The sequence below is a fragment of the Ectopseudomonas toyotomiensis genome, from assembly GCF_900115695.1.
Taxonomy (GTDB): domain Bacteria; phylum Pseudomonadota; class Gammaproteobacteria; order Pseudomonadales; family Pseudomonadaceae; genus Aquipseudomonas; species Aquipseudomonas toyotomiensis.
Map to the genome: position 1 here is coordinate 73,305 of NZ_FOXK01000002.1, position 24,493 is coordinate 97,797.

General features: G+C 62.3%; 23 protein-coding genes. 17 read left to right on the forward strand and 6 right to left on the reverse strand.

Annotated elements, in window-relative coordinates; translation table 11 throughout:
* Nucleotides 1-174: 174 nt before the first annotated feature.
* The 8 genes from BM186_RS03595 (at nucleotide 175) to BM186_RS03630 (ending at nucleotide 6,376) form a co-directional block, all read left to right on the forward strand.
* A complete protein-coding gene (locus tag BM186_RS03595; protein ID WP_072423512.1) occupies nucleotides 175-1,791 on the forward strand; it encodes an ABC transporter permease in 1,617 nt (538 codons plus the stop codon).
* Between the two features lie 268 nt (nucleotides 1,792-2,059).
* Entirely contained in the window at nucleotides 2,060-3,142 is a 1,083-nt protein-coding gene (gene gcvT, locus BM186_RS03600; protein ID WP_074913565.1) for a glycine cleavage system aminomethyltransferase GcvT, read from the forward strand.
* 94 nt (nucleotides 3,143-3,236) lie between these two features.
* Nucleotides 3,237-3,626 carry a glycine cleavage system protein GcvH gene (gcvH, locus tag BM186_RS03605; RefSeq protein ID WP_072423510.1) on the forward strand — a complete coding sequence of 130 codons (390 nt, stop codon included), beginning with the start codon at nucleotides 3,237-3,239 and terminating at the stop codon, nucleotides 3,624-3,626.
* A 272-nt stretch (nucleotides 3,627-3,898) separates the two neighbouring features.
* Nucleotides 3,899-4,213 (forward strand): ArsR/SmtB family transcription factor, encoded by a 315-nt coding sequence (locus BM186_RS03610; protein ID WP_074913566.1) that lies wholly within the window; start codon nucleotides 3,899-3,901, stop codon nucleotides 4,211-4,213.
* Complete coding sequence (locus tag BM186_RS03615; protein WP_074913567.1) at nucleotides 4,210-4,644, forward strand: YeeE/YedE family protein; 435 nt, start codon at nucleotides 4,210-4,212, stop codon at nucleotides 4,642-4,644. Before BM186_RS03610 ends, BM186_RS03615 begins: the two co-directional genes overlap by 4 nt.
* A 2-nt stretch (nucleotides 4,645-4,646) precedes the next feature.
* Nucleotides 4,647-5,066 carry a DUF6691 family protein gene (locus BM186_RS03620; protein WP_074913568.1) on the forward strand — a complete coding sequence of 140 codons (420 nt, stop codon included), beginning with the start codon at nucleotides 4,647-4,649 and terminating at the stop codon, nucleotides 5,064-5,066.
* Nucleotides 5,067-5,080: 14 nt separating this feature from the next.
* Entirely contained in the window at nucleotides 5,081-5,269 is a 189-nt protein-coding gene (locus tag BM186_RS03625) for a YgaP family membrane protein (protein WP_074913569.1), read from the forward strand.
* 117 nt (nucleotides 5,270-5,386) lie between these two features.
* The gene (locus BM186_RS03630; RefSeq protein WP_083431560.1) at nucleotides 5,387-6,376 is read left to right on the forward strand and encodes a cytochrome-c peroxidase; all 990 of its coding nucleotides are present in this window, start codon (nucleotides 5,387-5,389) and stop codon (nucleotides 6,374-6,376) included.
* An 80-nt stretch (nucleotides 6,377-6,456) separates the two neighbouring features.
* Here BM186_RS03630 and aguA read toward each other — a convergent pair whose 3' ends face one another.
* The 5 genes from aguA to BM186_RS03655 form a co-directional block, all read right to left on the reverse strand.
* Nucleotides 6,457-7,554 carry an agmatine deiminase gene (gene aguA, locus BM186_RS03635; protein WP_074913570.1) on the reverse strand — a complete coding sequence of 366 codons (1,098 nt, stop codon included), beginning with the start codon at nucleotides 7,552-7,554 and terminating at the stop codon, nucleotides 6,457-6,459.
* A gap of 70 nt (nucleotides 7,555-7,624) precedes the next feature.
* Complete coding sequence (gene aguB, locus BM186_RS03640; protein WP_074913571.1) at nucleotides 7,625-8,509, reverse strand: N-carbamoylputrescine amidase; 885 nt, start codon at nucleotides 8,507-8,509, stop codon at nucleotides 7,625-7,627.
* A gap of 231 nt (nucleotides 8,510-8,740) precedes the next feature.
* Entirely contained in the window at nucleotides 8,741-9,385 is a 645-nt protein-coding gene (locus tag BM186_RS03645; RefSeq protein WP_072423502.1) for a TetR/AcrR family transcriptional regulator, read from the reverse strand.
* 71 nt (nucleotides 9,386-9,456) lie between these two features.
* Nucleotides 9,457-10,515, reverse strand: a complete 1,059-nt coding sequence (locus tag BM186_RS03650; protein ID WP_074913572.1) for a polyamine ABC transporter substrate-binding protein — start codon at nucleotides 10,513-10,515, stop codon at nucleotides 9,457-9,459.
* Nucleotides 10,516-10,692: 177 nt separating this feature from the next.
* Nucleotides 10,693-12,072, reverse strand: a complete 1,380-nt coding sequence (locus BM186_RS03655) for a glutamine synthetase family protein (protein ID WP_047591612.1) — start codon at nucleotides 12,070-12,072, stop codon at nucleotides 10,693-10,695.
* 794 nt (nucleotides 12,073-12,866) lie between these two features.
* On the opposite strand from BM186_RS03655, the gene BM186_RS03660 reads away from it, so the two are divergent.
* From BM186_RS03660 to BM186_RS03695, 8 genes are all read left to right on the forward strand, one after another.
* Nucleotides 12,867-14,225, forward strand: a complete 1,359-nt coding sequence (locus BM186_RS03660; RefSeq protein WP_017678374.1) for a glutamine synthetase family protein — start codon at nucleotides 12,867-12,869, stop codon at nucleotides 14,223-14,225.
* Nucleotides 14,226-14,342: 117 nt separating this feature from the next.
* Nucleotides 14,343-15,716 (forward strand): aspartate aminotransferase family protein, encoded by a 1,374-nt coding sequence (locus BM186_RS03665; RefSeq protein WP_074913573.1) that lies wholly within the window; start codon nucleotides 14,343-14,345, stop codon nucleotides 15,714-15,716.
* 131 nt (nucleotides 15,717-15,847) lie between these two features.
* A complete protein-coding gene (locus BM186_RS03670) occupies nucleotides 15,848-16,945 on the forward strand; it encodes an extracellular solute-binding protein (RefSeq protein WP_017678376.1) in 1,098 nt (365 codons plus the stop codon).
* Nucleotides 16,946-17,012: 67 nt separating this feature from the next.
* Nucleotides 17,013-18,107: a polyamine ABC transporter substrate-binding protein gene (locus BM186_RS03675; protein ID WP_074913574.1), complete on the forward strand. Its 1,095-nt coding sequence runs from the start codon at nucleotides 17,013-17,015 to the stop codon at nucleotides 18,105-18,107.
* A gap of 68 nt (nucleotides 18,108-18,175) precedes the next feature.
* Nucleotides 18,176-19,267 carry a polyamine ABC transporter substrate-binding protein gene (locus BM186_RS03680; RefSeq protein ID WP_074913575.1) on the forward strand — a complete coding sequence of 364 codons (1,092 nt, stop codon included), beginning with the start codon at nucleotides 18,176-18,178 and terminating at the stop codon, nucleotides 19,265-19,267.
* Nucleotides 19,268-19,320: 53 nt separating this feature from the next.
* Entirely contained in the window at nucleotides 19,321-20,475 is a 1,155-nt protein-coding gene (potA, locus tag BM186_RS03685; RefSeq protein WP_072423498.1) for a polyamine ABC transporter ATP-binding protein, read from the forward strand.
* On the forward strand, nucleotides 20,472-21,380 hold the full coding sequence (locus tag BM186_RS03690) for an ABC transporter permease subunit (protein WP_072423497.1): 909 nt from the start codon (nucleotides 20,472-20,474) through the stop codon (nucleotides 21,378-21,380). Before potA ends, BM186_RS03690 begins: the two co-directional genes overlap by 4 nt.
* Nucleotides 21,377-22,264, forward strand: a complete 888-nt coding sequence (locus BM186_RS03695) for an ABC transporter permease subunit (RefSeq protein WP_017678381.1) — start codon at nucleotides 21,377-21,379, stop codon at nucleotides 22,262-22,264. The genes BM186_RS03690 and BM186_RS03695 overlap by 4 nt, the downstream gene beginning before the upstream one ends.
* Before the next feature lie 70 nt (nucleotides 22,265-22,334).
* Here BM186_RS03695 and BM186_RS03700 read toward each other — a convergent pair whose 3' ends face one another.
* Nucleotides 22,335-23,699, reverse strand: a complete 1,365-nt coding sequence (locus BM186_RS03700) for a CYTH domain-containing protein (protein ID WP_072423496.1) — start codon at nucleotides 23,697-23,699, stop codon at nucleotides 22,335-22,337.
* A gap of 112 nt (nucleotides 23,700-23,811) precedes the next feature.
* Between BM186_RS03700 and BM186_RS03705 the strand changes: the two genes are divergently transcribed.
* A complete protein-coding gene (locus BM186_RS03705) occupies nucleotides 23,812-24,489 on the forward strand; it encodes a TIGR00153 family protein (RefSeq protein WP_017678383.1) in 678 nt (225 codons plus the stop codon).
* Nucleotides 24,490-24,493: the final 4 nt, after the last annotated feature.

A 24,493-nucleotide genomic window follows, 5' to 3' on the forward strand; every position in this document is an offset into this window, starting at 1 on the left:
CCACGCTCCGGCGTGGGTACGTCACCAGTGGCGCTCCGCGTCATGTCTGTTGGCTTCTGACGCTGGAGCGTCGAGCGCTGCATCATCGTACTTTCGGTGATCCACACTGCTGCCGCTATACTGCGACGCCCCGCCTAGCCGGGGCGTCGTCATTTGCGTAGTCGAGGAATCCGCGTGCCGCATCCCGTCCAGCGTCGCTGGTACCCCATCGTCCTTGCCGTCGCCGTTCTGGTGCTGATGCCGTTGTCGGTATTGCTGCTGAGCTGGCATGAGGTCGATCAGCAGATCTGGTCGCACCTGTGGCAGACACAGATGGCGCGGCTGATTGGCAACACGCTGACGCTGGTGATTGGCGTCGGTGTGGGCGTGACACTGCTGGGCGTCAGCCTGGCCTGGCTCACCAGCCTTTGCGAGTTCCCGGGTCGGCGCTGGCTGGACTGGGCGCTGATGCTGCCCTTCGCCATTCCCGCCTATGTCCTGGCCTTCGTCTTCGTCGGCCTGCTGGATTTCGCCGGACCGCTGCAGACGCTGCTGCGCGAATGGTTCGGCAGTGGCCTGCGCCTGCCGCGGGTACGCTCCACCGGTGGCGTGATCATCGTCCTGGTGCTGGTTTTCTACCCCTACGTCTATCTGCTCGCCCGTGGCGCGTTCCTGGCCCAGGGCAAGGGCCTGATGGAAGCCGCGCGGGTGCTCGGGCAGAGCCCCTGGCAGGCGTTCTGGCGGGTGGCACTGCCGATGGCGCGACCGGCCATTGGCGCCGGTCTGGCCCTGGCGATCATGGAAACCCTGGCCGATTTCGGTGCGGTGTCGGTATTCAACTTCGACACCTTCACCACGGCGATCTACAAGACCTGGTACAGCTTCTACAGCCTGACCAGTGCGACCCAGCTGGCCAGCCTGCTGCTGCTGGCGGTGGCGCTGGTGCTCTATGGCGAGCGCCGTGCGCGTGGCGCCGCGCGGCCAGCCAATGAGCGGCCACGCGGCAAGGCGCTATACCACCTGCATGGCTGGAAGGCCTTTGCCGCCAGCGCCTGGTGCGGCCTGGTGTTCGCCTGTGCCTTCGTCATCCCGCTGCTGCAACTGCTGGCCTGGTTCTGGCAACGCGGCCGCTTCGATCTCGATGAGCGCTACGCCGGGCTGATTCTGCATACCCTTTATCTGGGCGGCATGGCGGCGCTGATAACGGTGAGCGTGGCCATGCTGCTGGCCTTTGCCCGGCGTCAGGCGCCGAATCGCGGTGTGCGTTTCGGTGTGGCGCTGGGCAACCTCGGCTATGCCTTGCCGGGGTCGGTGCTGGCGGTGGCGATCATGCTGGCGTTCAGCTTTCTGGATCGTGAACTGGTGATTCCGCTGTCCACGGCATTGGGCGGTGCCGGCAAGCCGCTATTGCTGGGTAGCCTGGCGGCGCTGCTGGTGGCCTATCTGATTCGTTTCATGGCGGTGGCCTTCGGGCCGCTGGAAACCAGCCTGGCGCGTATTCGGCCGTCCCTGCCGGAGGCCTCACGCAGTCTGGGCGTTGGCAGCTTCGGGCTGTTCTTCAGGGTCTATCTGCCGCTGCTGCTGCCGGGCACCCTGTCGGCTGCGCTGCTGGTATTCGTCGACGTGCTCAAGGAAATGCCGGCAACCCTGCTGATGCGCCCGTTCGGCTGGGACACCCTGTCGGTGCGGGTGTTCGAAATGACCAGCGAAGGCGAATGGGCGCGCGCCTCGCTGCCGGCACTGACCCTGGTGCTGGTCGGCCTGCTGCCGGTGATCCTGCTGATCCGCCGTTCGGCCCGCGGCTTCGGTTGAGGCGAGGGCCTGCCAAGGGAGCGACCTTCGGTCAGATGACCCCCGCCGGCCTTGCGGCTACAATGCGCGCCATTCGCGAGTCGGGGTGACCCGATAGGACTCATCTAGAAGCGTAGCCGAGGCAGCCAGTGCAAGGCGAAAGTGGGAGAGAAAGCGGAATGTACTTTTGTACATGAGCATTTCGAGCCCACTTTCAACGCAGCAATGGCAACGCAGGTAGCTTCTAGGGGGCTGAATCGCTTCGCCAAGCCCGGAAGGAGATTTACCCATGGGACAGCGCACCCCCCTCTATGACCTGCACCTGGCACTGGGGGCCAAGATGGTGGATTTCGGCGGCTGGGACATGCCGCTGCACTACGGTTCGCAAGTGGAGGAGCATCATCAGGTGCGCCGCGAGTGCGGCGTGTTCGATGTCTCGCACATGTGCGTGGTGGACGTGAGCGGCAGTCAGGCGAAGGCCTTCCTGCAGCGTCTGCTGGCCAACGATGTGGCCCGCCTGGAGAGCCCCGGCAAGGCGCTGTATAGCGCCATGCTCAATGAGCAGGGTGGGGTGATCGACGACCTGATCGTTTACCTCACCGAGCAGGGTTACCGCCTGGTGGTCAACGCCGGTACCCGTGACAAGGACCTGGCGTGGATGCATGCCCAGGCAAGCGACTTCGATGTGCAACTGCGCGAGCGTCGCGATCTGGCCATGCTCGCCATTCAGGGGCCGAAGGCGCGCGCACGGGTTTCCGAACTGCTGAGCCAGGCACGTGCCGCACTGATCCACGAGCTCAAGCCGTTCCAGGGCCTGCCTGAGGGCGACTGGTTCATCGCGCGTACCGGTTATACCGGCGAAGATGGTCTGGAAATCGTGCTGCCAGTGACCGAGGTGGTGTCCTTCCTCAACGACCTGGTCGGTGCTGGTATTTCGCCCATCGGCCTTGGCGCCCGTGACACCCTGCGCCTCGAGGCGGGTATGAACCTCTACGGCCAGGACATGGATGAGCAGGTCAGCCCGCTGGCCGCCAATATGGCCTGGGTCATCGCCTGGGAGCCGGCCGAGCGCGACTTCATCGGCCGCCAGGCGCTGCAGGCGCAGCATGCTGCCGGCTGCCCGAGCAAGCTCGTTGGCCTGGTGCTGGAGGAGCGTGGCGTGCTGCGCGCGCACCAGGTGGTGCGCGTCGAAGGTATCGGTGACGGTGAGATCACCAGCGGCAGCTTCTCGCCGACGCTGAACAAATCCATCGCACTGGCACGGGTGCCAGCAGCGACCGGGGATCGTGCCGAGGTGGAGATCCGCGGCAAGTGGTACCCGGTGCGTGTGGTCAGGCCGGGCTTCGTGCGTAACGGCAAAACCCTTATCTGAATCATCAGGTCGCGGTGCTGGCTTCCCCTGGCGCCGCGGCCTGCTAAATTGTCCTGACGGCCCACTTGCCGTCATCGTTTACGAGGAAAGACACATGAGCAATATCCCCGCCGATCTGCGTTATGCCGCCAGCCACGAGTGGGCGCGCCTGGAGGCTGACGGCAGCGTGACCGTGGGCATCTCCGACCACGCCCAGGAAGCCCTTGGTGACGTGGTGTTCATCGAGCTGCCGGAAGTTGGCAAGCAGCTGAACGCTGGCCAGGAAGCTGGCGTGGTGGAGTCGGTCAAGGCTGCTTCCGATATCTATGCGCCAGTTGGCGGCGAAGTGATCGCCATCAACGAGGCATTGGCCGACAGCCCGGAAAGCGTTAACGGCGATCCGTACGGTAGCTGGTTCTTCAAGCTCAAGCCAAGCGATGCCAGCGAGCTGGACAAGCTGCTGGACGCGGCAGCCTATCAGGCTGCTGCTGACGCCGACGCCTGATTCATCTGGCTTCGACCCGGAGACCCGCTACGGCGGGTTTCTGCGTTTCTGGGCTCCGCTAACGAATTCGCTTGTAGGGTGTCAGTGTTAGCCCGGATGTCATTCGGGGAGTGACGATACCCGTGTGGGAGGGGGCTTCATCGGCGAGCTCTTGTCGCGGCTAAAGCCGCTCCTGTAAGGCCTGTTGAATCCTCAACCGCTGGTCAGTTGGGCTAACACTTATTCGAAATACAATATATAAAAATACATATTGTATTGAATGAAGGTATCCCATGGATGAACCCATCGATATCCAGCAGTTGCGCGCCAATGCTGACGCTGCCGGGCAGTTGCTCAAGGCATTGGCCAACCCTGATCGTCTGCTGCTGCTCTGCCAGCTGTCGCAAGATGAGCGCAACGTCAGTGAGCTGGAGGCGCTGCTCGGTATCCAGCAGCCTACGCTGTCCCAGCAGCTGGCCGTGCTGCGTCGTGAAGGGCTGGTGGCAACCCGTCGCGACGGCAAGCAGATCTTCTATCGCATCAGCAGCCCGGCGGCGCTGGCCGTGATCGAAACCCTGTATCGGCTGTTCTGCGAGGGGCAGCAATGAGCATCGACTGGGCCGCTTTCACACCCTGGAGCGCTCTGGCCGGCGGCGCCCTGGTTGGCCTGGCGGCGTCCGTGTTCGCCTTGGCCAATGGCCGCGTGGCCGGTATCAGTGGTCTGCTCGGCAGCGTTCTGCAGCCAGGCGCAGAAGGGCGCGGCGAGAAGGCATTGTTCCTCCTCGGGCTGTTGTTGGCGCCGCTGCTGTGGGGGCTGTTCAGCGCCTTGCCAGCGATCAGCTTCGATGGCGGCGCGCTGTCGCTGATTGGCGCCGGTTTGCTGGTGGGCATCGGCACGCGCTACGGCTCTGGCTGTACCAGCGGCCATGGCGTATGCGGCATCTCGCGCCTGTCTCCGCGCTCCATGCTGGCCACCTTGTGCTTCATGGCCACGGGTTTCGCTACGGTTTTTGTCCTACGTCATCTTCTGGGGGGCTGAACATGGCCAGACTGAGCGCATTCGTGGCCGGTCTGCTGTTCGGCCTCGGTCTGCTGCTGGCCGGTATGGCCAACCCGACCAAGGTGCTGGCCTTTCTCGACCTGGCCGGTGCCTGGGATCCTTCCCTGGCGCTGGTGATGGCCGGTGCCATCGTGGTCGCGGCGCTGCCGTTGCACCTGGCGCAACGGCGCGCCAGGGCACTGCTCGGCGGCGCCATGCAGTTGCCGATGCGTCGTGACCTCGATGTTCGCCTGATTGGCGGCAGCCTGCTGTTCGGGATCGGTTGGGGCATCGCCGGCATCTGTCCGGGACCGGCCGTTGCCATCCTGCTGACCGGGCACTGGCAGGTCCTGCTGTTCGTCGCGGCGATGCTCGCCGGGATGCTGATCTTTACTGCGCTGGAAGGCCGGCGCGGACGTTGACCTGGAGAACCTCGATGAAAGCCAATGTTGGAACGCTCGATCGCAGTCTACGCATCGCCGCAGGACTGATTCTTATCGCGCTGAGCCTTGCCGGTGTCATCGGCCTGTGGGGCTGGATCGGTGTGGTGCTACTGGCGACCGGCATCTTTCGCTTCTGCCCGGCATATCCACTGTTGGGTATCAACACCTGCAAAATGAAATGAAACATATCCACTGAGGTGGCATGCATGTGCGGCTTGATGTAGATCAAGTCGCCCCGGGTTTGCGCTGGGCATGGTCAGGACATAACCAGAACAGCCAATACCTGAGGAGAAATACGCATGCGCACTCTGAGCCTGATGGCCGGGTTGTGCCTGGGCGCCAGCGCCTGGGCCAATGTACCGGCCAACGAACCCGTCGAGCCTATCGCACCGGCCGAGATCACCGATCCGGCCAAGGTGGAACTGGGCAAGCAGCTGTTCTTTGACCCGCGCCTGTCGCGCTCGGGGTTCATTTCCTGCAACTCCTGCCACAACCTGTCGATGGGCGGCAGTGACAACCTGCCCAGCTCCATCGGTCACAACTGGCAGCAAGGGCCGATCAATTCGCCCACGGTGCTCAATTCCAGCCTCAACCTCGCGCAGTTCTGGGATGGCCGCGCCGCCGATCTCAAGGAACAGGCTGCCGGCCCCATCGCCAATCCGATGGAAATGGCCTTCACTCACATTCTCGCCATTGACGTGCTGCGCTCGATCCCGCAATACCGCGAGTCGTTCAAGGCCGTGTACAAGAGCGATGAAATCACCCTGGATGAAGTGACCGACGCCGTCGCCGAGTTCGAAAAGACCCTGGTCACGCCCAATTCGCGCTTCGACCTGTGGCTCAAGGGCGACCAGCAGGCCATCACCCAGACCGAACTGGAGGGCTACCAGCTGTTCAAGTCCATCGGCTGCGTCGCCTGCCACAACGGTCCGGCGCTGGGCGGCAACTCGTTCCAGAAGATGGGGCTGGTCGAACCCTATGAAACCAGCAATCCGGCCGAGGGAGTGGCTGGCCTGACTGGCAAGGATGCCGACCGCTTCAAGTTCAAGGTGCCGACCCTACGCAACGTCGAACTGACCTATCCCTACTTTCACGACGGCGCCTACTGGAAGCTGGAGGAGTCGGTAGACATCATGGCGCGCTTGCAGTTGGGGCGTAAGCTGAGCGAGGAAGAGATCGGCAAGATCACCGCCTTTCTCAAGACCCTGACCGGCCAGCAGCCGAGCTTCGCCCTGCCGATCCTGCCGCCGTCGAACAACGATACGCCGCGGCCGCAGCCATTCGAGTGAGCAGGCTGTAACGACAACGCCCGGCGTATGCCGGGCGTTATCGTTTTGTGCAAGGAAGGTGAAACCCTGGGATCGGCGCGCTAGCCTTTGGGCTGCTGCTGGGTGATGCAGTGGATATTGCCACCGCCGAGCAGGATCTCGCGGCCTGGCACCATCACCACGCGATGCTCGGGGAAAATACGCTCAAGGATGGCGCGCGCCTCTTCGTCCTTCGGGTCATCGAAGCTCGGCGCGACGATGCCGCCGTTGACGATGAGGAAGTTGACGTAGGAGCCGGCCAAGCGAACCTCCGGGCTACGCTCCTGGCTGCCGTCGACGATGTCGACGCCTGCGCATTCTTCGGCGCTGGCGTGGATCGGGCCGGGGATCGGCATCTTGTGCACGGTCAACTGACGGCCCTTGGCGTCGCGCGCGTTTTCCAGCACACGCATGGCGGCCTGGCAGCGCGGGTGGTTGGGATCGTTCTGATCGTCGGTCCAGGCCAGCAGCACCTCGCCCGGGCGCACGTAGCAGCAGAAGTTGTCGACGTGGCCGTTGGTCTCGTCGTTGTAAAGGCCGTCGGGCAGCCAGATCACCGTATCGATGGCCAGATGCTCGCGCAGCACGGCCTCGATCTCTTCGCGCGACAGGTGCGGGTTGCGGTTTTTGTTCAGCAGGCACTCTTCGGTGGTGATCAGGGTGCCTTCGCCGTCGACGTGGATCGAGCCACCCTCGAGCACGAAACCTTCGGTGCGATAGCGCTTGCAGCCTTCGATCTCGAGAATCTTGCGCGCCACCTGGTCGTCGCGCTGCCACGGCCAGTACAGGCCACCATCAAAACCGCCCCAGGCGTTGAACGTCCAGTCCACGCCGCGCACTTCGCCGCTGGTGTTGGTGATGAAGGTCGGGCCGGTGTCGCGCACCCAGGCGTCGTCGGTGGTGATTTCCACCAGGCGGATGTTGTCGTCATCCAGTCGCGCGCGGGCGTTCTCGTACTGCGCCGCGGATACGCAGACGGTTACCGGTTCGAACTGGGCGATGGCCTTGGCCACTGCGGTGAAGGCCGCCTGCGCCGGCTTGCCGCCGTTGCGCCAGTTGTCCGGGCGCTCGGGCCAGACCATCCAGGTCTGGCTGTGCGGTTCCCATTCTGCCGGCATACGAAAGCCATCGGCGCGTGGTGTGGTGGTCAGCGTGGTCATGTCCTGGTTCCGTAGGGTGCGCCATGCGCACCGGCAAAGTGTTTGTAGGGCTAGGTGCGCACAGCGCACCCTACGAGATCGACGGGGTTTGACCATCGAGCGTGGAAAGTGGCCAGTATAGGTTCGGCCGTCGGTCGCGGAACACACCCCAGGCCGTGCGCACTTTCTCCAGCTCGGTCAGATCGAAGCTGTGCACCAGCACGCCTTCCTCGGTCTGATTCAGCTCCTCGACCTTCTCGCCGAACTGGTTGGCGATGAACGAGCTGCCGTAGAAGGTGATGTCGTAGCCGTCCTGTTCCTCGCGGCCGATGCGGTTGCTGGCCACCAACGGCATCAGGTTGGCGCCGGCATGGCCCTGCTGCACGCGCTGCCAGTGATCGCGCGAGCTGATGTTCGGGTCATGCGGCTCGCTGCCGATGGCGGTCGGGTAGAAGAGGATTTCCGCGCCCATCAGCGCCATGCTGCGCGCGCATTCCGGGAACCATTGGTCCCAGCAGATGCCGACACCGATCCTGGCGTAGGCGGTATCCCAGACCTTGAAGCCGGTATCGCCGGGGTTGAAGTAATACTTCTCGTGGTAACCGGGGCCGTCCGGGATATGGCTTTTCCGATAAATACCGAGGTTGCTGCCGTCGGCATCGATGACGGCGATGCTGTTGAAGCGCGCGCGGCCAGCGCGCTCGAAGAAGCTGATCGGCAGTACCACCTGCAGCTCGGCAGCGACCTTCTGGAAGTGCTGGATGGCCGGATTTTCCGCCACCGTGGTGGCCAGCTGGGTGTAGTCGGCGTCCGGTTTCTGGCAGAAGTAGGGCGCCTCGAACAGCTCCTGGATCAGGATGATCTGGGCGCCCTGGGCTGCCGCCTGGCGCACCAGCCTCTCGGCGTTGGCGATGTTAGCGGGGGTATCCCAGGAGCAGGCCATCTGGGTCGCAGCGACGGTAACGATACGGGACATGAAGCACCTCTTGGCTCGTTCGCAGGCCGCTCCGGCGGCCCATTCAGAGTGCCGTGGCTGAACATCGACCAGGGCGGGATGTTCGATTTATATCCGATAAATATCGATATTAGAAGGTGCCTTGGTCGAATCGCAAAAAAAATATCCGATTTTTATCGATTCAGAAGTTGGCAAGCCGTAGGGTGCCCCAGGCCTCGATTGCCGAGATGTCAGCGGTGCGCACGGCGCACCCTACGGGATAAGCGGCGTGGCTCGTTTCGGCAATGCAGCCGGCAGATACAGGCCGAGATAGGCATCGAATACGCGCATGCCTTCTTCGGCCAGGCGCGGGGTGATCTCCCCGTACAGTTGCACGGAGCGCGCGTAGACGCGATCACCCAGGGACATGGCCAGGCTGAATACATCGATATCCATCGGTAATTGCGGCAGGGGGAAGTGCCGCTCGAACAGTGCGCGCATCAATCGGCCCAGTTCCAGATCGTGCTGGTGATCAGCCTGGGTCACCTCAGCCAGACCATGCTGGGCGAGGATCAGCTGCCGTGCGGCGGCGTCCTTGGCGTAGATAGCCAGCATGCGCTGCTCGATCAGGCGCGAGAGGTCGTGCCAGGTGCGCAATGCGGCATGCTCGACCGGTTCGAGCAGGCTGCCACGGAAGGCTGCGTGCACGTCCGCGGTCAGCCCTTCGAGCAGGGCCGGCACGCTGGCGAAGAAGTGATACACCGAAGAAGGCGGAATGCCGGCTCGTTCGGCCACCGTGTAGACCGACAGGTTGGCCATACCCTGCTCGGCCAGCAACTCACGAGCGGCAGAGAGAATCACGGCAATACGTGCCTGGCTGCTGGCGCGCGGTTTGCGGATGCTGGCGGGGCGCGACATGGTGAGCTCCTCGGTGGGCGAGGTGCTATTGGACGTCAGGCGCTATTGGCGAGGCAAGCCTCGCCATCCGTTCAGCTGCCGTCGCGGAAGCGCTGCCAGACGTTGTTGCGTACCTGGGCATGTTTCTCCGAGAGAACCTCCAATGGATACAGGCGGCGCTTGGTGTCCTGATCCGGATACAGGCCGGGCTGCTGCAGCAGGGCGCTGTCGATGAACTGTGCCGAGTCGGCATTGCCGTTGGGGTAGAGCGTCTCGGCGGTAATCTGGGCGATTACCTGCGGCTGCATCAGGTAGTCGATGAAACGGTGGGAGAGATCGGGGCGGCTGGCATTGGCGGGAATCACCAGGTTGTCGACGAACAGTACCGAACCCTCGTCCGGTACCACGAAGCGCACTGGCTGGCCGGCCTGGGCTGCGGCAAGGGCGTCGCCGACCCAGGCCATGGCCAGGCACAGGTCGCCGCTGTTGAGATCTTCGATGTAGCGTTCGCTGTCGACGTAGCGCAGGTTCGGGCGCAGGGCGTCGAGTATCTCTCCGGCGCGCTCGACGCGGCTTGGGGCGCTGCGTGCCAGGCTGCGGCCCTGGTAGTTGAGCAGCAGTGACAGGGTTTCATCCGGTGCATCCAGCACGCTGATGCCGCAACTGGCCAGGCGCTTGCTCTGTTCGGCGTCGAACAGCAGGCTCCAGCTGTCCGGCAGGGGGCCACCATAGGCGGCCTCGGCTCGTGGGGTATTGATTGCCAGGCCAACCGCGCCCCACAGGTAGGGGACGGCGTGCTGGTTCTGCGGGTCGACCGCAGCCAGCTTGCTCAGCAGTTGCTTGTCCAGGTGCGTGCGGTTGGGCAGCAGGTTGAAATCCAGCGGGCGAATGCGGCCGCTGGCGATCAGCCCTGGCAGGTCGTTGTGCGAGGGTACGGCGATGTCGATGGGCTGGCCGCTTTCCAGCGCTTGCGCCAACTCCTCTGCGCTGGCGAAGGTGTGGTACTCGACTTCGATGCCGGTGTCGCGAGTGAAGTTCTCCAGCACCTGCGGCGCGATGTAATCGTTCCAGTTGTAGACACGGATGCTGTCGGCGGCCTGAGCCAGGCCGCAGCTCAGGCCCAGCAGGATGGCGGCAAGAGCGCGTTGCATGAGTAACTCCCCGATTGATCAAAGCAACAGTATCCGGCGGTCTGATTTGCCGGAGTTTGATGCATGTCAGCGCAGTCGCCTTGTGGCGAACCGCTGGTCCCTACGCAAAGCGTCAGAGCTGTCGGTTGGCAGTTGGCAGGCAAAAAGAAGCCGGCTCTGCGGCCGGCTTTCTCGGTGTTACACGGTGTGCAGGTACCAGTTGTACTCGAGGTCGGAGATGGTGGTCTCGAACTCCTGCAGCTCGGCTTCCTTGCATGCGACGAAGATGTCGATGTACTTCGGGTCGATGTACTTGTTCAGCACTTCGCTGTCGTCCAGCTCGCGCAGGGCATCGCGCAGGTTGTTCGGCAGGCTGGGTTCGAGCTGTTCGTAGGAGTTGCCCTCGATCGGCTCGCCCGGTTCGATCTGGTTGGTCAGGCCGTGGTGGATACCGGCGAGAATCGACGCCAGCATCAGGTAGGGGTTGGCATCAGCACCGGCAACGCGGTGTTCGATGCGTACCGCGTCGGCGCTGCCAGTCGGCACGCGTACGGCCACGGTGCGGTTGTCCAGCGCCCAGCTCGGTGCATTGGGCACGTAGAACTGTGCGCCGAAGCGACGGTAGGAGTTGACGTTGGGGCAGAGGAAAGCCATCGACGCCGCCATGGTGTCGAGAATGCCGCCCACGGCATGGCGCAGCGAGGTGTTCTGCAGCGGGTCGTCGGCGGCGAAGATGTTCTTGCCGGTCTTCTTGTCCAGCAGCGAGATATGCACGTGCAGACCATTGCCCGCCTGGCCCGGGTAGGGCTTGGCCATGAAGGTGGAATCCATTTCATGGTCGTAGGCGATGTTCTTGATCAGGCGCTTGAGCAGCAGCGCGTAGTCGCAGGCCTTGATGGCATCTTCGACGTGATGCAGGTTGACCTCGAACTGCGCCGGGGCGCTTTCCTTGACGATGGCGTCGGCCGGGATGTCCTGCTCCTTGGCCGCTTCGAGCATGTCCTGCAGGCAATCGACGTACTCGTCGAGGTCGTCGATCAGGTAGACCTGAGTGGAATGCGGGCGCTTGCCGGAGATCGGCGAGCGTGGCGGCTGCGGGCGACCGTTCACATTCTCCTGGTCGATCAGGTAGAACTCCAGTTCGAAGGCTGCGCAGATACGCAGGCCCAGTTCGTCGAACTTCTGCACTACCTGGCGCAATACCTCGCGCGGGTCGGCGAAGAAAGGCGTGCCGTCCAGCTCGTGCATGGTCATCAACAGCTGCGCGGTGGGGCGCTTCTGCCAGGGTTCGTTGCACAGGGTATTGGGGATGGGGAAGCAGATACGGTCGGCGTCACCGATATCCAGACCAAGGCCGGTGCTCTCGACGGTGGAACCATTGATGTCGAGGGCGAAGAGCGAGGCCGGCAGGTTGATGCCTTTCTCGTACACCTTGTGCAGGGCGTTTCGATCGATGCGCTTGCCGCGCACCACGCCATTCATATCTGCAATAAGAAGGTCGACGAACTGGACCTCGGGATGTTCCTTGAGGAACGCGTTCGCTTCGTTAAGCTGAACGGCACGCGGGGGTACCGACATGATGCAACACCTTTTTGTTAAATATATCAATCATGCGACTGCATGGGTGTGAGTCAATCCGAAACGCACTTTACTGTCAAGCTGGCCCAATGATGCCCTGTAGTGGGGCGTGGTGGCCATTTTTGGGGCATTTCAAGGCCTTTCAGCGGGCTCCAAGCGTTGATCTCTCAGGCTGCTCAGTGGGGTGTGTTCAATTTTTTACAGAGCTATTGTGTAAAAAAATGAACAAGGCTAAGCTCGGTTCAAACCCATAACAGCAATAATACGGGTGTCTCATGTTTTGCCTGCCGGCCATCGGCGTCAGCGCTTGCACCAGGACCATCGGTCACGCGACCTCTTCCCTCATCAACGAGGCGAGCCCGCTCATCATGCAGGCCGGATCAGTCATGAGCATGACCGCTGCAACGCAGCAACATCTCTCCTTTGCGGCCTCTGCGCCGCGTGGCCTGTCTCGTCAGGCTGTTCGCTCATTCCATACCCTGCACGATAGCGTACGTGGCTGCGCAACGCTCCCTGGCGTGCGCCCAGGCCGTTGCTCTGCAGCGCACCGCTCACTCGCGGGCTTTGCTGGGCTCGCGCAATACCCCGAGCTAGAAGGCTCGGCGCTCGTGAGAAAGGGTGAGCGATTTTATTTCGGTGGAGTGAAATGCCAGGTGTCGGAGGTGCCGCACCCCTAGTAGCATCCACCCGAATATCTCGCCTTCTTTCAGGCCTTTGGTGAGGCTTGCAGGGAGAAGGCGGGGCAACGCTGAACCCGCTATAACTCAAGCTGGTTCTACAACCCTGAGGTCTCTATGAGTACCAAGCTAGACCAGCTCACGAGCTGGCTGAAAGAACGCAAAATCACCGAAGTCGAATGCCTGATCAGTGACCTGACCGGCATTGCCCGCGGCAAGATCTCGCCGACCAACAAGTTTCTCGACGAGAAAGGCATGCGCCTCCCCGAGAGCGTGCTGCTGCAGACCGTGACGGGCGACTATGTCGAGGACGACATCTATTATGACCTGCTGGACGAAGCGGACATCGACATGTTCTGCCGTCCGGATGCCAACGCTGTCTTCGTCGTGCCCTGGGCCATCGAGCCCACTGCCATGGTGATCCACGATACGTTCGACAAGCAGGGCAACCCCATCGAACTGTCGCCGCGCAACATTCTCAAGAAGGTGTTGCAGATGTACGCCGAGAAGGGCTGGAAGCCCATCGTCGCGCCGGAGATGGAGTTCTATCTGACCAAGCGCAACAGCGATCCGGACTTCCCGCTGGTAGCACCTGTTGGCCGCTCCGGCCGCCCGGAAACCGGACGTCAGAGCTTTTCCATCGATGCGGCCAACGAGTTCGACCCGCTGTTCGAAGACATGTACGACTGGTGCGAACTGCAAGGCCTGGATCTGGACACTCTGATCCACGAAGAAGGCCCAGCGCAGATGGAAATCAACTTCCGTCATGGCGATGCACTGCACCTGGCCGACCAGATTCTGGTGTTCAAACGCACCATGCGTGAGGCCGCGCTCAAACATGACGTGGCGGCCACTTTCATGGCCAAGCCGATCACCGACGAGCCTGGCAGCGCCATGCACATCCACCAGAGCGTGGTCGACATCAAAACCGGCAAGAACATCTTCTCCAACGAAGACGGGACGATGAGCGAGCTGTTCATGCACCACATCGGGGGGTTGCAGAAATACATCCCCGAGCTGTTGCCGCTGTTCGCGCCGAACGTCAACTCGTTCCGCCGCTTCCTGCCCGATACCTCGGCGCCGGTGAACGTGGAGTGGGGCGAGGAAAACCGCACCGTAGGCCTGCGCGTACCTGAGGCCAGCCCGCAGAACCGCCGCGTGGAAAATCGCCTGGCTGGCGCTGATGCCAACCCCTACCTGGTGCTGGCGGCGACCCTGCTGTGCGGCTACATGGGCATGGTTGGCGGGGTCAAGCCCGGTGCACCGGTCAAGGGCCGCGGCTACGAGCGTCGCAATCTGCGCCTGCCGGTGACCATCGAGAGCGCCCTGGAGCGTATGGAAGCCTGCAAGGACGCCGAGAAATTCCTCGGCGAGAAGTTCATCCGTGGCTATGTCGCGGTCAAGCGTGCCGAGCACGAGAACTTCAAGCGCGTGATCAGCTCCTGGGAACGCGAGTTCCTCCTGCTGTCGGTGTAATGCATTGATGGCACTGTGGAAGGGCTTCAGTGGCGATGGCCGCCGCTGGAGCACCTTCCACGAACCAACGGATTTTTCGTGGGCCGCCAAGGCGGCTCGCACCAATAAGGTGTTGTGATGAACCAGCAATCCAAGAACCCCAAGACCGCCCAGTGGCAGGCCCTGAGCCAGGCCCACCACCTGGCGCCGTTCAGTGATTACAAGCAGCTGGCCGAGAAGGGCCCGCGCATCATCACCGAGGCAAAAGGCGTGCACCTGTGGGACAGCGAGGGCAACAAGATCCTCGATGGCATGGCCGGTCTGTGGTGTGTGGCGGTCGGCTATGGTCGCGAGGAGCTGGTCGAAGCTGCCGCTACGCAGATGCGCCAGTTGCCGTTCTACAACACCTTCTTCCAGACCGCCCATCCGCCGGTGCTGGAGCTGGCGCATGCCATTTCCCAGCTGGCGCCGGCCGGCATGGACCACGTGTTCTTCACCGGTTCGGGCTCGGAGGGCAATGACACCATGCTGCGTCTGGTACGCCACTACTGGGCGTGCAAGGGCCAGCCGGGCAAGAAGATCATCATCGGCCGCGACAACGGTTACCACGGCTCCACCGTGGCCGGTGCCAGCCTCGGCGGCATGAAGTTCATGCACGAGCAGGGCGACCTGCCGATCCCGGGTATCGCGCACATTCCGCAGCCGTACTGGTTCGGCGAGGGCGGCGACCAGTCGCCTGAAGCATTCGGTATCTGGGCTGCCGACCAGTTGGAGAAGAAGATTCTCGAACTGGGCGAAGAAAACGTTGCAGCTTTTATTGCCGAGCCGATCCAGGGCGCTGGCGGCGTGATCATTCCGCCCGAGACCTACTGGCCGCGCATCAAGGTAATCCTGGCCAAGTACGACATTCTTTTCGTCGCCGATGAAGTGATCTGCGGTTTCGGCCGTACCGGCGAGTGGTTCGGCAGCCAGTACTACGACCTCAAGCCTGACCTGATGACCATCGCCAAGGGCCTTACCAGCGGTTACGTACCGATGGGCGGGTTGATCGTCAGCGACAAGGTGTTCGAGGTGATCGAAGCGCACGGCGATTTCAACCATGGCTTTACCTATTCCGGCCATCCAGTGGCGGCAGCGGTGGGCCTGGAGAACCTGCGCATTCTCAAGGAAGAAGGCATCGTCGAGCGGGTGAAGGCAGAAACCGCACCCTACCTGCAAAAGCGCCTACGTGAGCTGGCCGATCACCCGCTGGTGGGCGAAGTGCGCGGCGTCGGCATGCTTGGCGCCATCGAGTTGGTGCAGGACAAGGCGACGCGCACACGTTATCCGGGTGACAAGGCGGTAGGCATGATCTGCCGCGGCCACTGCTTTAATAATGGTCTGATCATGCGCGCCGTGGGCGACACCATGATCATTGCGCCACCACTGGTGATCAGCCAGGCGGAAGTGGATGAGCTGGTAGAGAAAGCACGCAAGTGCCTGGATCTGACCCTGCGTGACCTGTCGGTCTGAAAGCCCGCAGTCACGGAAAGTTGTCAGCGGTGCCATGACCTTGCCAGACTGCGCCAGAGTGCACGAGCCGGCCTGATTCGAACGGCTTGCGCGACCTCTGGAATAACGACACAACAACAGGAGCTGTACGCATGAAAACATTCGGCAAGACCCTTCTCGCGTTGTCCCTGACCGCGGCCGTGGCAGGCGCTGCTCAGGCTGACAGCAAGGTGCTGCATGTCTACAACTGGAGCGATTACATCGCCGAAGACACGCTGGCCAACTTCGAGAAGGAAACCGGCATCAAGGTCGTCTACGACGTCTTCGACAGCAACGAAGTACTGGAAGCCAAGCTGCTGGCCGGCAGCTCCGGTTACGACGTAGTCGTGCCGTCCAACCCGTTCCTGGCCAAGCAGATCAAGGCTGGCGTGTTCCAGAAACTGGACAAGTCCAAGCTGCCGAACTGGTCGAACCTGGACAAGGACCTGCTCAAGGCCCTGGAGCCGAGCGATCCGGGCAACCAGTACTCGATCCCCTACATGTGGGGCACCATCGGCATCGGCTACAACGTCGAGAAGGTCAAGGCCGTGCTCGGCGAAGACGCGCCGGTCGACTCCTGGGATCTGGTGTTCAAGCCCGAGAACATGGAAAAGCTGAAGGCCTGCGGCGTTTCCTTCCTCGATTCCCCAACCGAAATTCTCCCGGCCGCTCTGCACTACCTGGGCTACGCCCCGGACAGCAGCAAGGCTGACGAACTGAAGAAGGCCGAGGAACTGTTCCTCTCCATCCGTCCTTCGGTGGCTTACTTCCACAGCTCCAAGTACATCTCCGACCTGGCCAACGGCAACATCTGCGTCGCCATCGGCTACTCGGGCGATATCTACCAGAGCAAGGCACGCGCCGAAGAAGCGAAGAACGGCGTGGAAGTCGGCTACAACATTCCGAAGGAAGGCGCGGGCTCCTTCTTCGACATGCTGGCAGTGCCGGCCGACGCCAAGAACGTCGAAGCTGCACACGTGTTCCTCAACTACCTGATGGAGCCGGCGGTGATGGCCAACATCACCAACTACGTGCAGTTCCCCAACGGCAACGCCGCAGCTACGCCGCTGGTCGATGAGGCGCTGCGCACCGATCCGGGCGTTTACCCGACTCCGGAAGTGCTGAAGAAGATCTACACCTTCCCGGACCTGGCGCCGGCGGTGCAGCGCAACATGACCCGCAGCTGGACCAAGATCAAGTCCGGTCGCTAAGCAACGAAGCAACGCCGCCTGGCGGGTTCGCCCGCCAGGTACCCAAATCGCGAGAAGAGGAAACGTTATGCGTCGTTCTACCCTGCTGGCCGGCCTTGTCGCCGCTGCCATTGGCATGTCCGCAGCTCAGGCAGCCGATCGTGTGGTCAAGGTCTACAACTGGTCCGACTACATTGCGCCGGACACCATCGCCGAGTTCGAGAAGGAAACCGGTATCAAGGTGGTGTATGACGTTTTCGACTCCAACGAAACCCTCGATGGCAAGCTGGCCACCGGCCAGAGCGGCTATGACGTGGTGGTGCCTACCAACCACTTTCTGGCCAAGCAGGTACGTGCCGGCACCTACCTGAAACTGGACAAGTCCAAACTGCCCAACCTGGTCAATCTCGATCCGACCATCATGAAGAACCTGGCCGCGGGCGACCCCGGCAACGAATACTCGGTGCCCTACCTGTGGGGCACCAATGGCATCGGCCTGAACGCCACCAAGGCCCGTGCCGTGCTCGGCGATGACGCCCCGCTGGATTCATGGGCGCTGCTGTTCGACCCGCAATATGCCGAGAAACTCGCCTCCTGTGGCATCGCCCTGCTCGACTCGGGCGACGAAGTGCTGCCGCAGACGGTCAACTACCTGGGCATGTCGCCGCATACCACCAAGCGCGAAGACTACGAGAAGGCCTTCGAGCAGATGATGAAGGTGCGTCCCTACATCACCTACTTCCACAGTTCCAAGTTCATCTCCGATCTGGCCAATGGCAACATCTGCGCCGCTTTCGGTTACTCCGGTGACGTGCTGCAGGCCGCCGACCGCGCCGAAGAGGCCGGCCGCAGCGACGAGATCATCTACATCATTCCCAAGGAAGGCACCGCCATGTGGGCGGACCTGCTGGCCATCCCCAAGGACTCGAAGAACGTCGACGAAGCGCACGCCTTCATCAACTACCTGCTGCGCCCCGACGTGATCGCCAAGATCAGCGACTACGTGGCCTACGCCAACCCCAACCTCAAGGCCACCGAGCTGGTCGACGAGAGCGTGCGCGAGAACCCGGGCGTTTATCCCAGCGAGGAGGTCATGGCCAAACTCTACGTTGCCGAGGAGCGTACGCCCGAGGTGCAACGCTGGCTGACCCGCGACTGGACGAGAATCAAGAGCGGACGCTGATCGGCGGAAGATTTTCCTATAAAGTGCCGCGCCTTTTTCGGGCGGCACACAATAACGAGGATGATACTGTGCGAGTTACCCTGCCCAAGTCTCTGATCGCCCTGGCGGCCTCCGCTGTCTGTGGTGTGGCCCTGGCCCAACCCAAGGTGCACATCTACAACTGGAGCGATTACATCGGTGAAGAGACGCTGGCCAAGTTCGAGGCGAAAACCGGCATCAAGCCGATCTATGACGTCTTCGACTCCAACGAAACCCTCGAAGGCAAACTGCTCGCCGGCCGCAGTGGCTACGATGTGGTGGTGCCGTCCAACCACTTCCTCGGCAAGCAGATTCGCGCCGGCGCCTTCCAGCCACTCGACCGCAGCAAGCTGAGCAACTGGGACAATCTCGATCCGGCGCTGCTCAAGCAGCTGGAGACCAACGACCCCGGTAACCAGTATTCGGTGCCCTACCTGTGGGGCACCAACGGCATCGGCTACAACGTCGAGAAGGTCAAGGCCGCGCTCGGTGTCGAGGAGATCGATTCCTGGGCCGTGCTGTTCGAGACCGAGAACATCAAGAAGCTCAGCCAGTGCGGCGTCGCCTTCCTCGATTCCGGTGATGAAATGATCCCGGCCATGCTCAATTACCTTGGCCTGGACCCCAACAGCACCAACCCCGACGACTACGCCAAGGCCGAGGCCAAGCTGCTGGAAGTGCGCCCCTACGTCACCTACTTCCACAGCTCCAAGTACATCGGTGATCTGGCCAACGGCAACATCTGCGTGGCTGCCGGTTTCTCCGGCGACATCCTGCAGGCCGCCGACCGTGCCGACGAGGCTGGCAAGGGCATCGAAATCGCCTACAGCATTCCCAAGGAAGGCGCCAACCTCTGGTTCGACATGATGGCCATTCCCGCCGACGCGGCGAACGCCGAACAGGCACATGCCTTCATCAACTTCCTCCTCGCGCCCGAGGTGATCGCCGAAGTCAGTGACTACGTCGGTTATGCCAACCCCAATACCAAGGCGGATGAATTCATGGATGAGGAGGTGCGCAACGACCCCTCCGTTTACCCGTCACAAGCGGTGCTGGACAAACTGTACATCTCCGCCGAGCTGCCGGTTCGCGTGCAGCGCCTGATGACCCGCAGTTGGACCAAGGTCAAGTCGGGTCAGTAATCGTTCCTGCCCGGCCGCAGGGGTCGGGCACAATCTTCCGGGAGTTTTCCTAAATGGCTGTTGCCTCCAGCGCCTACAAAAAAGCCCTCGAGGGGGATCAGACACCGAAAGAGGTGCTGGTCAAGATCGATCGGGTGACCAAGAAGTTCGACGAGACGGTGGCCGTCGACGATGTCTCGCTGACCATCAACAAGGGCGAGATCTTCGCCCTGCTGGGTGGCTCCGGCTCCGGCAAGTCGACCCTGCTGCGCATGCTCGCCGGCTTCGAGCGTCCGACCGAAGGACGCATCATCCTCGATGGCGTCGACATCACCGACATGCCGCCCTACCAGCGGCCGATCAACATGATGTTCCAGTCCTACGCGCTGTTCCCGCACATGACGGTGGCGCAGAACATCGCCTTCGGCCTGCAGCAGGACAAGCTGCCCAAGGCCGAGATCGAAGAGCGCGTGGCCGAGATGCTCAAGCTGGTACACATGACCCAGTACGCCAAGCGCAAGCCGCATCAGCTTTCCGGTGGTCAGCGTCAGCGCGTGGCCCTGGCCCGCTCCCTGGCCAAACGCCCCAAACTGCTGCTGCTCGACGAACCGATGGGCGCGCTGGACAAGAAGCTGCGTTCGCAGATGCAGCTGGAGCTGGTGGAGATCATTGAGCGTGTCGGCGTGACCTGTGTGATGGTGACCCACGACCAGGAAGAGGCCATGACCATGGCCCAGCGCATCGCCATCATGCACCTGGGCTGGATCGCCCAGACCGGTAGCCCGATCGATATCTACGAGACGCCGACCAGCCGCCTGGTGTGTGAGTTCATCGGCAACGTCAACCTGTTCGACGGTCAGATCACCAGCGACGAGGCCGACCACGCGATCATCGACTGCCCGCATCTGGACAAGCCGATCTACATCGGCCACGGCGTCAGTACGCGCGCCGAGAACAAGTCCGTCAGCTACGCCCTGCGTCCGGAAAAACTGCTGATGGCCACCGCGCTGCCGGATGACCACGAGCATCCCGATTACAACTGGAGCCGTGGCCACGTGCACGACATCGCCTACCTCGGCGGTCACTCGGTGTACCACGTCAAGCTCACTTCCGGGCAGATCGTGCAGTGCTTCATCGCCAACGCCGAGCGCCGCGGCAAGCGCCCGACCTGGGACGATCCGGTGGTGGTGTACTGGGAAGACGACAGCGGCGTGGTACTGCAATCATGAAACCGAGCAAACTGGCGCGCTATCTGCCCACTGGGCGGCATGCCGTTATAGGCATACCCTTCCTCTGGCTGTTCATGTTCTTCCTGCTGCCCTTCATCATCGTGCTGAAGATCAGCTTCGCCGAAGCCGACGTGGCGATTCCGCCCTACACGGAAATCTACCAGTGGGCGGACAACAAGCTGACGCTGCTGTTGAATTTCGGCAACTACATCTTCCTTAGCGAAGATGCCCTGTACCTGTCGGCCTACCTGGGTTCGCTGCAGATCGCCTTCTTCAGCACCTTGCTCTGCCTGTTGATCGGCTACCCGATGGCCTATGCCATCGCCCGGGCGCCGAAAGAGCACCAGACGGTACTGCTGCTGCTGATCATGATGCCGACCTGGACTGCGATCCTGATCCGCGTCTATGCCTGGATGGGCATTCTCGGCAACAACGGCCTGCTCAACAGCCTGCTGATGGGCATTGGTCTGATCGATACGCCGCTGCAGATTCTCAACACCAACACCGCGGTCTATATCGGCGTCGTGTATTCGTACCTGCCGTTCATGATCCTGCCGCTCTACGCCAACCTGGTGAAGCACGACCTCAGCCTGCTGGAGGCCGCCTCCGATCTGGGTTCGAGTAATTTCAACAACTTCTGGAAGATCACCGTGCCGCTGTCGAAGAACGGCATCATCGCCGGCTCCATGCTGGTGTTCATTCCGGTGGTCGGCGAGTTCGTCATCCCCGAACTGCTTGGCGGCCCGGAGACCCTGATGATCGGCAAGGTGCTGTGGCAGGAGTTCTTCAACAACCGCGACTGGCCGGTAGCGTCCGCCCTGGCCGTGGTGATGCTGGCGATCCTGATCGTGCCCATCATTCTCTTTAACCGTAACCAGGCGAAAGAACTGGAGGGCCGCCCATGAAGCGTTTCAGTTTCTCCAGCATCATGCTCTGGGCTGGCTTGATCTTCATCTACCTGCCCATGGTCATTCTGGTCATCTACTCGTTCAACGCCTCGCGGCTGGTAACGGTGTGGGGCGGCTGGTCGGTTAAGTGGTACGTCGGTTTGCTGGACAACACCCAACTGATGAACTCGGTGATGCGCTCGCTGGAGATCGCCTGCTACACCGCCATCGCGGCGGTGGCGCTGGGCACCCTCGCGGCCTTCGTGCTGACCCGCATCACCCACTTCAAGGGCCGCACCCTGTTCGGTGGCCTGGTCACCGCGCCGCTGGTGATGCCGGAAGTGATCACCGGTCTGTCGCTGCTGCTGCTGTTCGTGCTGATGGCGCAGCTGATCGGCTGGCCGATGCAGCGTGGCATGACCACCATCTGGATCGCCCACACCACCTTCTGCTCGGCCTATGTGGCGGTGGTGGTGTCGTCGCGTCTGCGTGAGCTGGACATGTCCATCGAAGAGGCGGCCATGGACCTGGGGGCGCGGCCGTGGAAGGTGTTCTTCCTGATCACCGTGCCGATGATCGCGCCGTCGCTGGCAGCAGGGGCGATGATGTCCTTCGCCCTGTCGCTGGACGACCTGGTATTGGCCAGCTTCGTCTCTGGTCCGGGTTCGACTACCTTGCCAATGGAGATCTTCTCCGCCGTGCGCCTGGGGGTTAAGCCGGAGATCAACGCGGTGGCCAGCCTGATCCTGCTGGCGGTGTCGTTTGCCACCTTCCTGGCCTGGTTCTTCGCCCATCGCGCCGAGGAAAAACGCAAGAAGGCCATGCAGCAGGCCATGGACGAGACCACCAATCCGTCCTGGCAGCAGGTCGTCGACAGCCGTCGCAGCACCAGCAGCAACTGAGCTTCTGGCTGAAAGCAAAACGGGCCCCGCGGGGCCCGTTTTTCATGCGGTAGGGTGCGCCGTGCATGCGCTATTTCACCAACGCCTTCCAGGCCTTGAGGCTGTTCACGATCTGCGTCTGAGTCGCACGCAGTTGGCGCTGCTCATCGTCCAATTCCTGCTGCGCCAGACCATACAGCTTGTTCAGCTCGCCATACAGGCGGTCGACCTCGGGCACTTCCAGCACGCCTCGCGCCAGACGCAACCAGACCAGCAGACGCTCCAGGCGTGGCATCTGCTCGGCCAGGTCTTCCGGTTGCTGCTGGTAGCGGCGCAGCTGCAGGGCCGTGCCTTCTTCGTTCAGCAGGGTCGGCAGCCAGTTGCCCAGGGCTGCGTTACCCTGGCGGTTACCGCGATTGTTGCGCTCTGCCGTCCAGCTGCGTTGCAGCAGCCAGTGCGACAGCTTCAGCGACAGCAGGCCCCAGCGGCAGCCATCCAGTTCGGCGGCGAACAGCGCGGGAGCGTTGCGCCGCATGCTGTCGTCGTGCTGCCCAGCCGCCAGGCGCGGTCGCCAGTCATCGAGCAGCGCATCGAGTGCTTCACGCAATTCGCGCGAGCTGGCACGCGGCGCCGCCTGGCCGAGGCTGGCGAGCAGGGCGCGCAGGTCGATCAGTTGCTCCAGCCATTGCTGCAACAGACTCCAGTGACCGTTCCAGCGATACTGCTCGGCCAGGCGCTGGCTGGCGCCGAGCAGGTGCCAGGCTAGTGCGGCGAAAGCGTCGTCCAGGCTCATCTCACCCTGCAGCTCGGGTGCTGGCAGGCTGAGGTTATAGCTGCCAGCATCGAACAGACGATAGCCCCGCTCGGCCTTGCTGATGTCGCAGGGCATCAGCGGCAGTTCGGCGGCCAGCTCACAGGCCAGCTCCAGCAGCGCGGCGGGTTCGCCCTGGCGCAGCTCCAGCTCCAGCTCGCAAATCTCTTCTTCGCCTTCACCGGCGATCACCTTGCCCAGGTCCAGCGCGGCTTCGATGACGACCTTGGCCTTGCCACGGCCCCAGGCAATCTCCGCTTTTTCACGGACGAAATCGGTGGTGAACAGCGGCTGCAGGGTTTTCTTGTCCAGTTCGGCCAGGCTGGCCGGCCAGCAACTGTCGTCGAGCTTTTTCAGGTCGAGCTTGGCCTTGCTCAGGTACCAGTCCCACTCGTTGCGTTCGGACAGGCCGGCGACGCTCTGGCCGCGGCTCTTCAGGGTCTGGATGAACTGCTCGCCGTCACGGCGCAGGCGCAGGGCGACCTTGGCCCCGGCCAACTCGCGATCGGGGGTGTCATAGTACTGGTTGAACAGTTCGCCGCGTTGCCAGCCGCTCTTGTTGCGCTTCTTCAGCAGCGGGTGTTCACGCAGTGCTGCCAGGGTGGCGCGGCTGGCGCGCAGTTTGATTTCGGTTTCTTTGACCATGGTGAGGAGCTAGATAGCCTTTTATGAAAATGTGACAGACCGATGACACGCGCTGGCGGATGACGAAGCCGGTCCCTATACTTGCGGCCTTCTCAAAACGGGGGCTTACCCTATGCCTATCAATCCCTTTGTCAGCCTGTTCGGTCGTTCACCCATCGGCCCCATGCAACAGCATATCGCCAAGGCCCACGAGTGCGCGGCGAACCTGGTGCCCTTCTTCGAGGCCATAATGGCCGAGGATTGGGCCAAGGTAGAACAGGTGCAACAGGAGATGTCCCGGCTGGAGCACGAGGCCGACAAGCTGAAGAAAAGCGTGCGCCTGCACCTGCCCAAGAGCCTGTTCCTGCCGGTACCGCGTTCGGACCTGCTTGAGCTGCTCAGTGTACAGGACAAAGTCGCCAACCGTGCCAAGGACATCGCCGGGCTGATGCTTGGCCGCCAGATGGCCATTCCGCAGCCGCTGCAGCCGCTGATGCGTACCTACGTGCAGCGCAGCGTGGACGCCAGCGCCCAGGCGCTGAAAGCGATGAACGAATTGGACGAGCTGCTCGAGACCGGTTTCGCCGGCCGTGAAGCGGTGCTGGTGGAAACCCTGATCGAGGAGCTCGGTTCGATCGAAAACGATACCGATCGCCTGCAAATCGAGGTGCGCCGCAACCTGTTCAAGCTGGAGAAGGACCTTCCCCCGGTCGATGTGATGTTCCTCTATCAGATCATCGACTGGGTCGGCGATGTCGCCGACCGTGCCCAACGAGTGGGCAACCGACTGGAACAACTGCTGGCGCGCTAAGCGC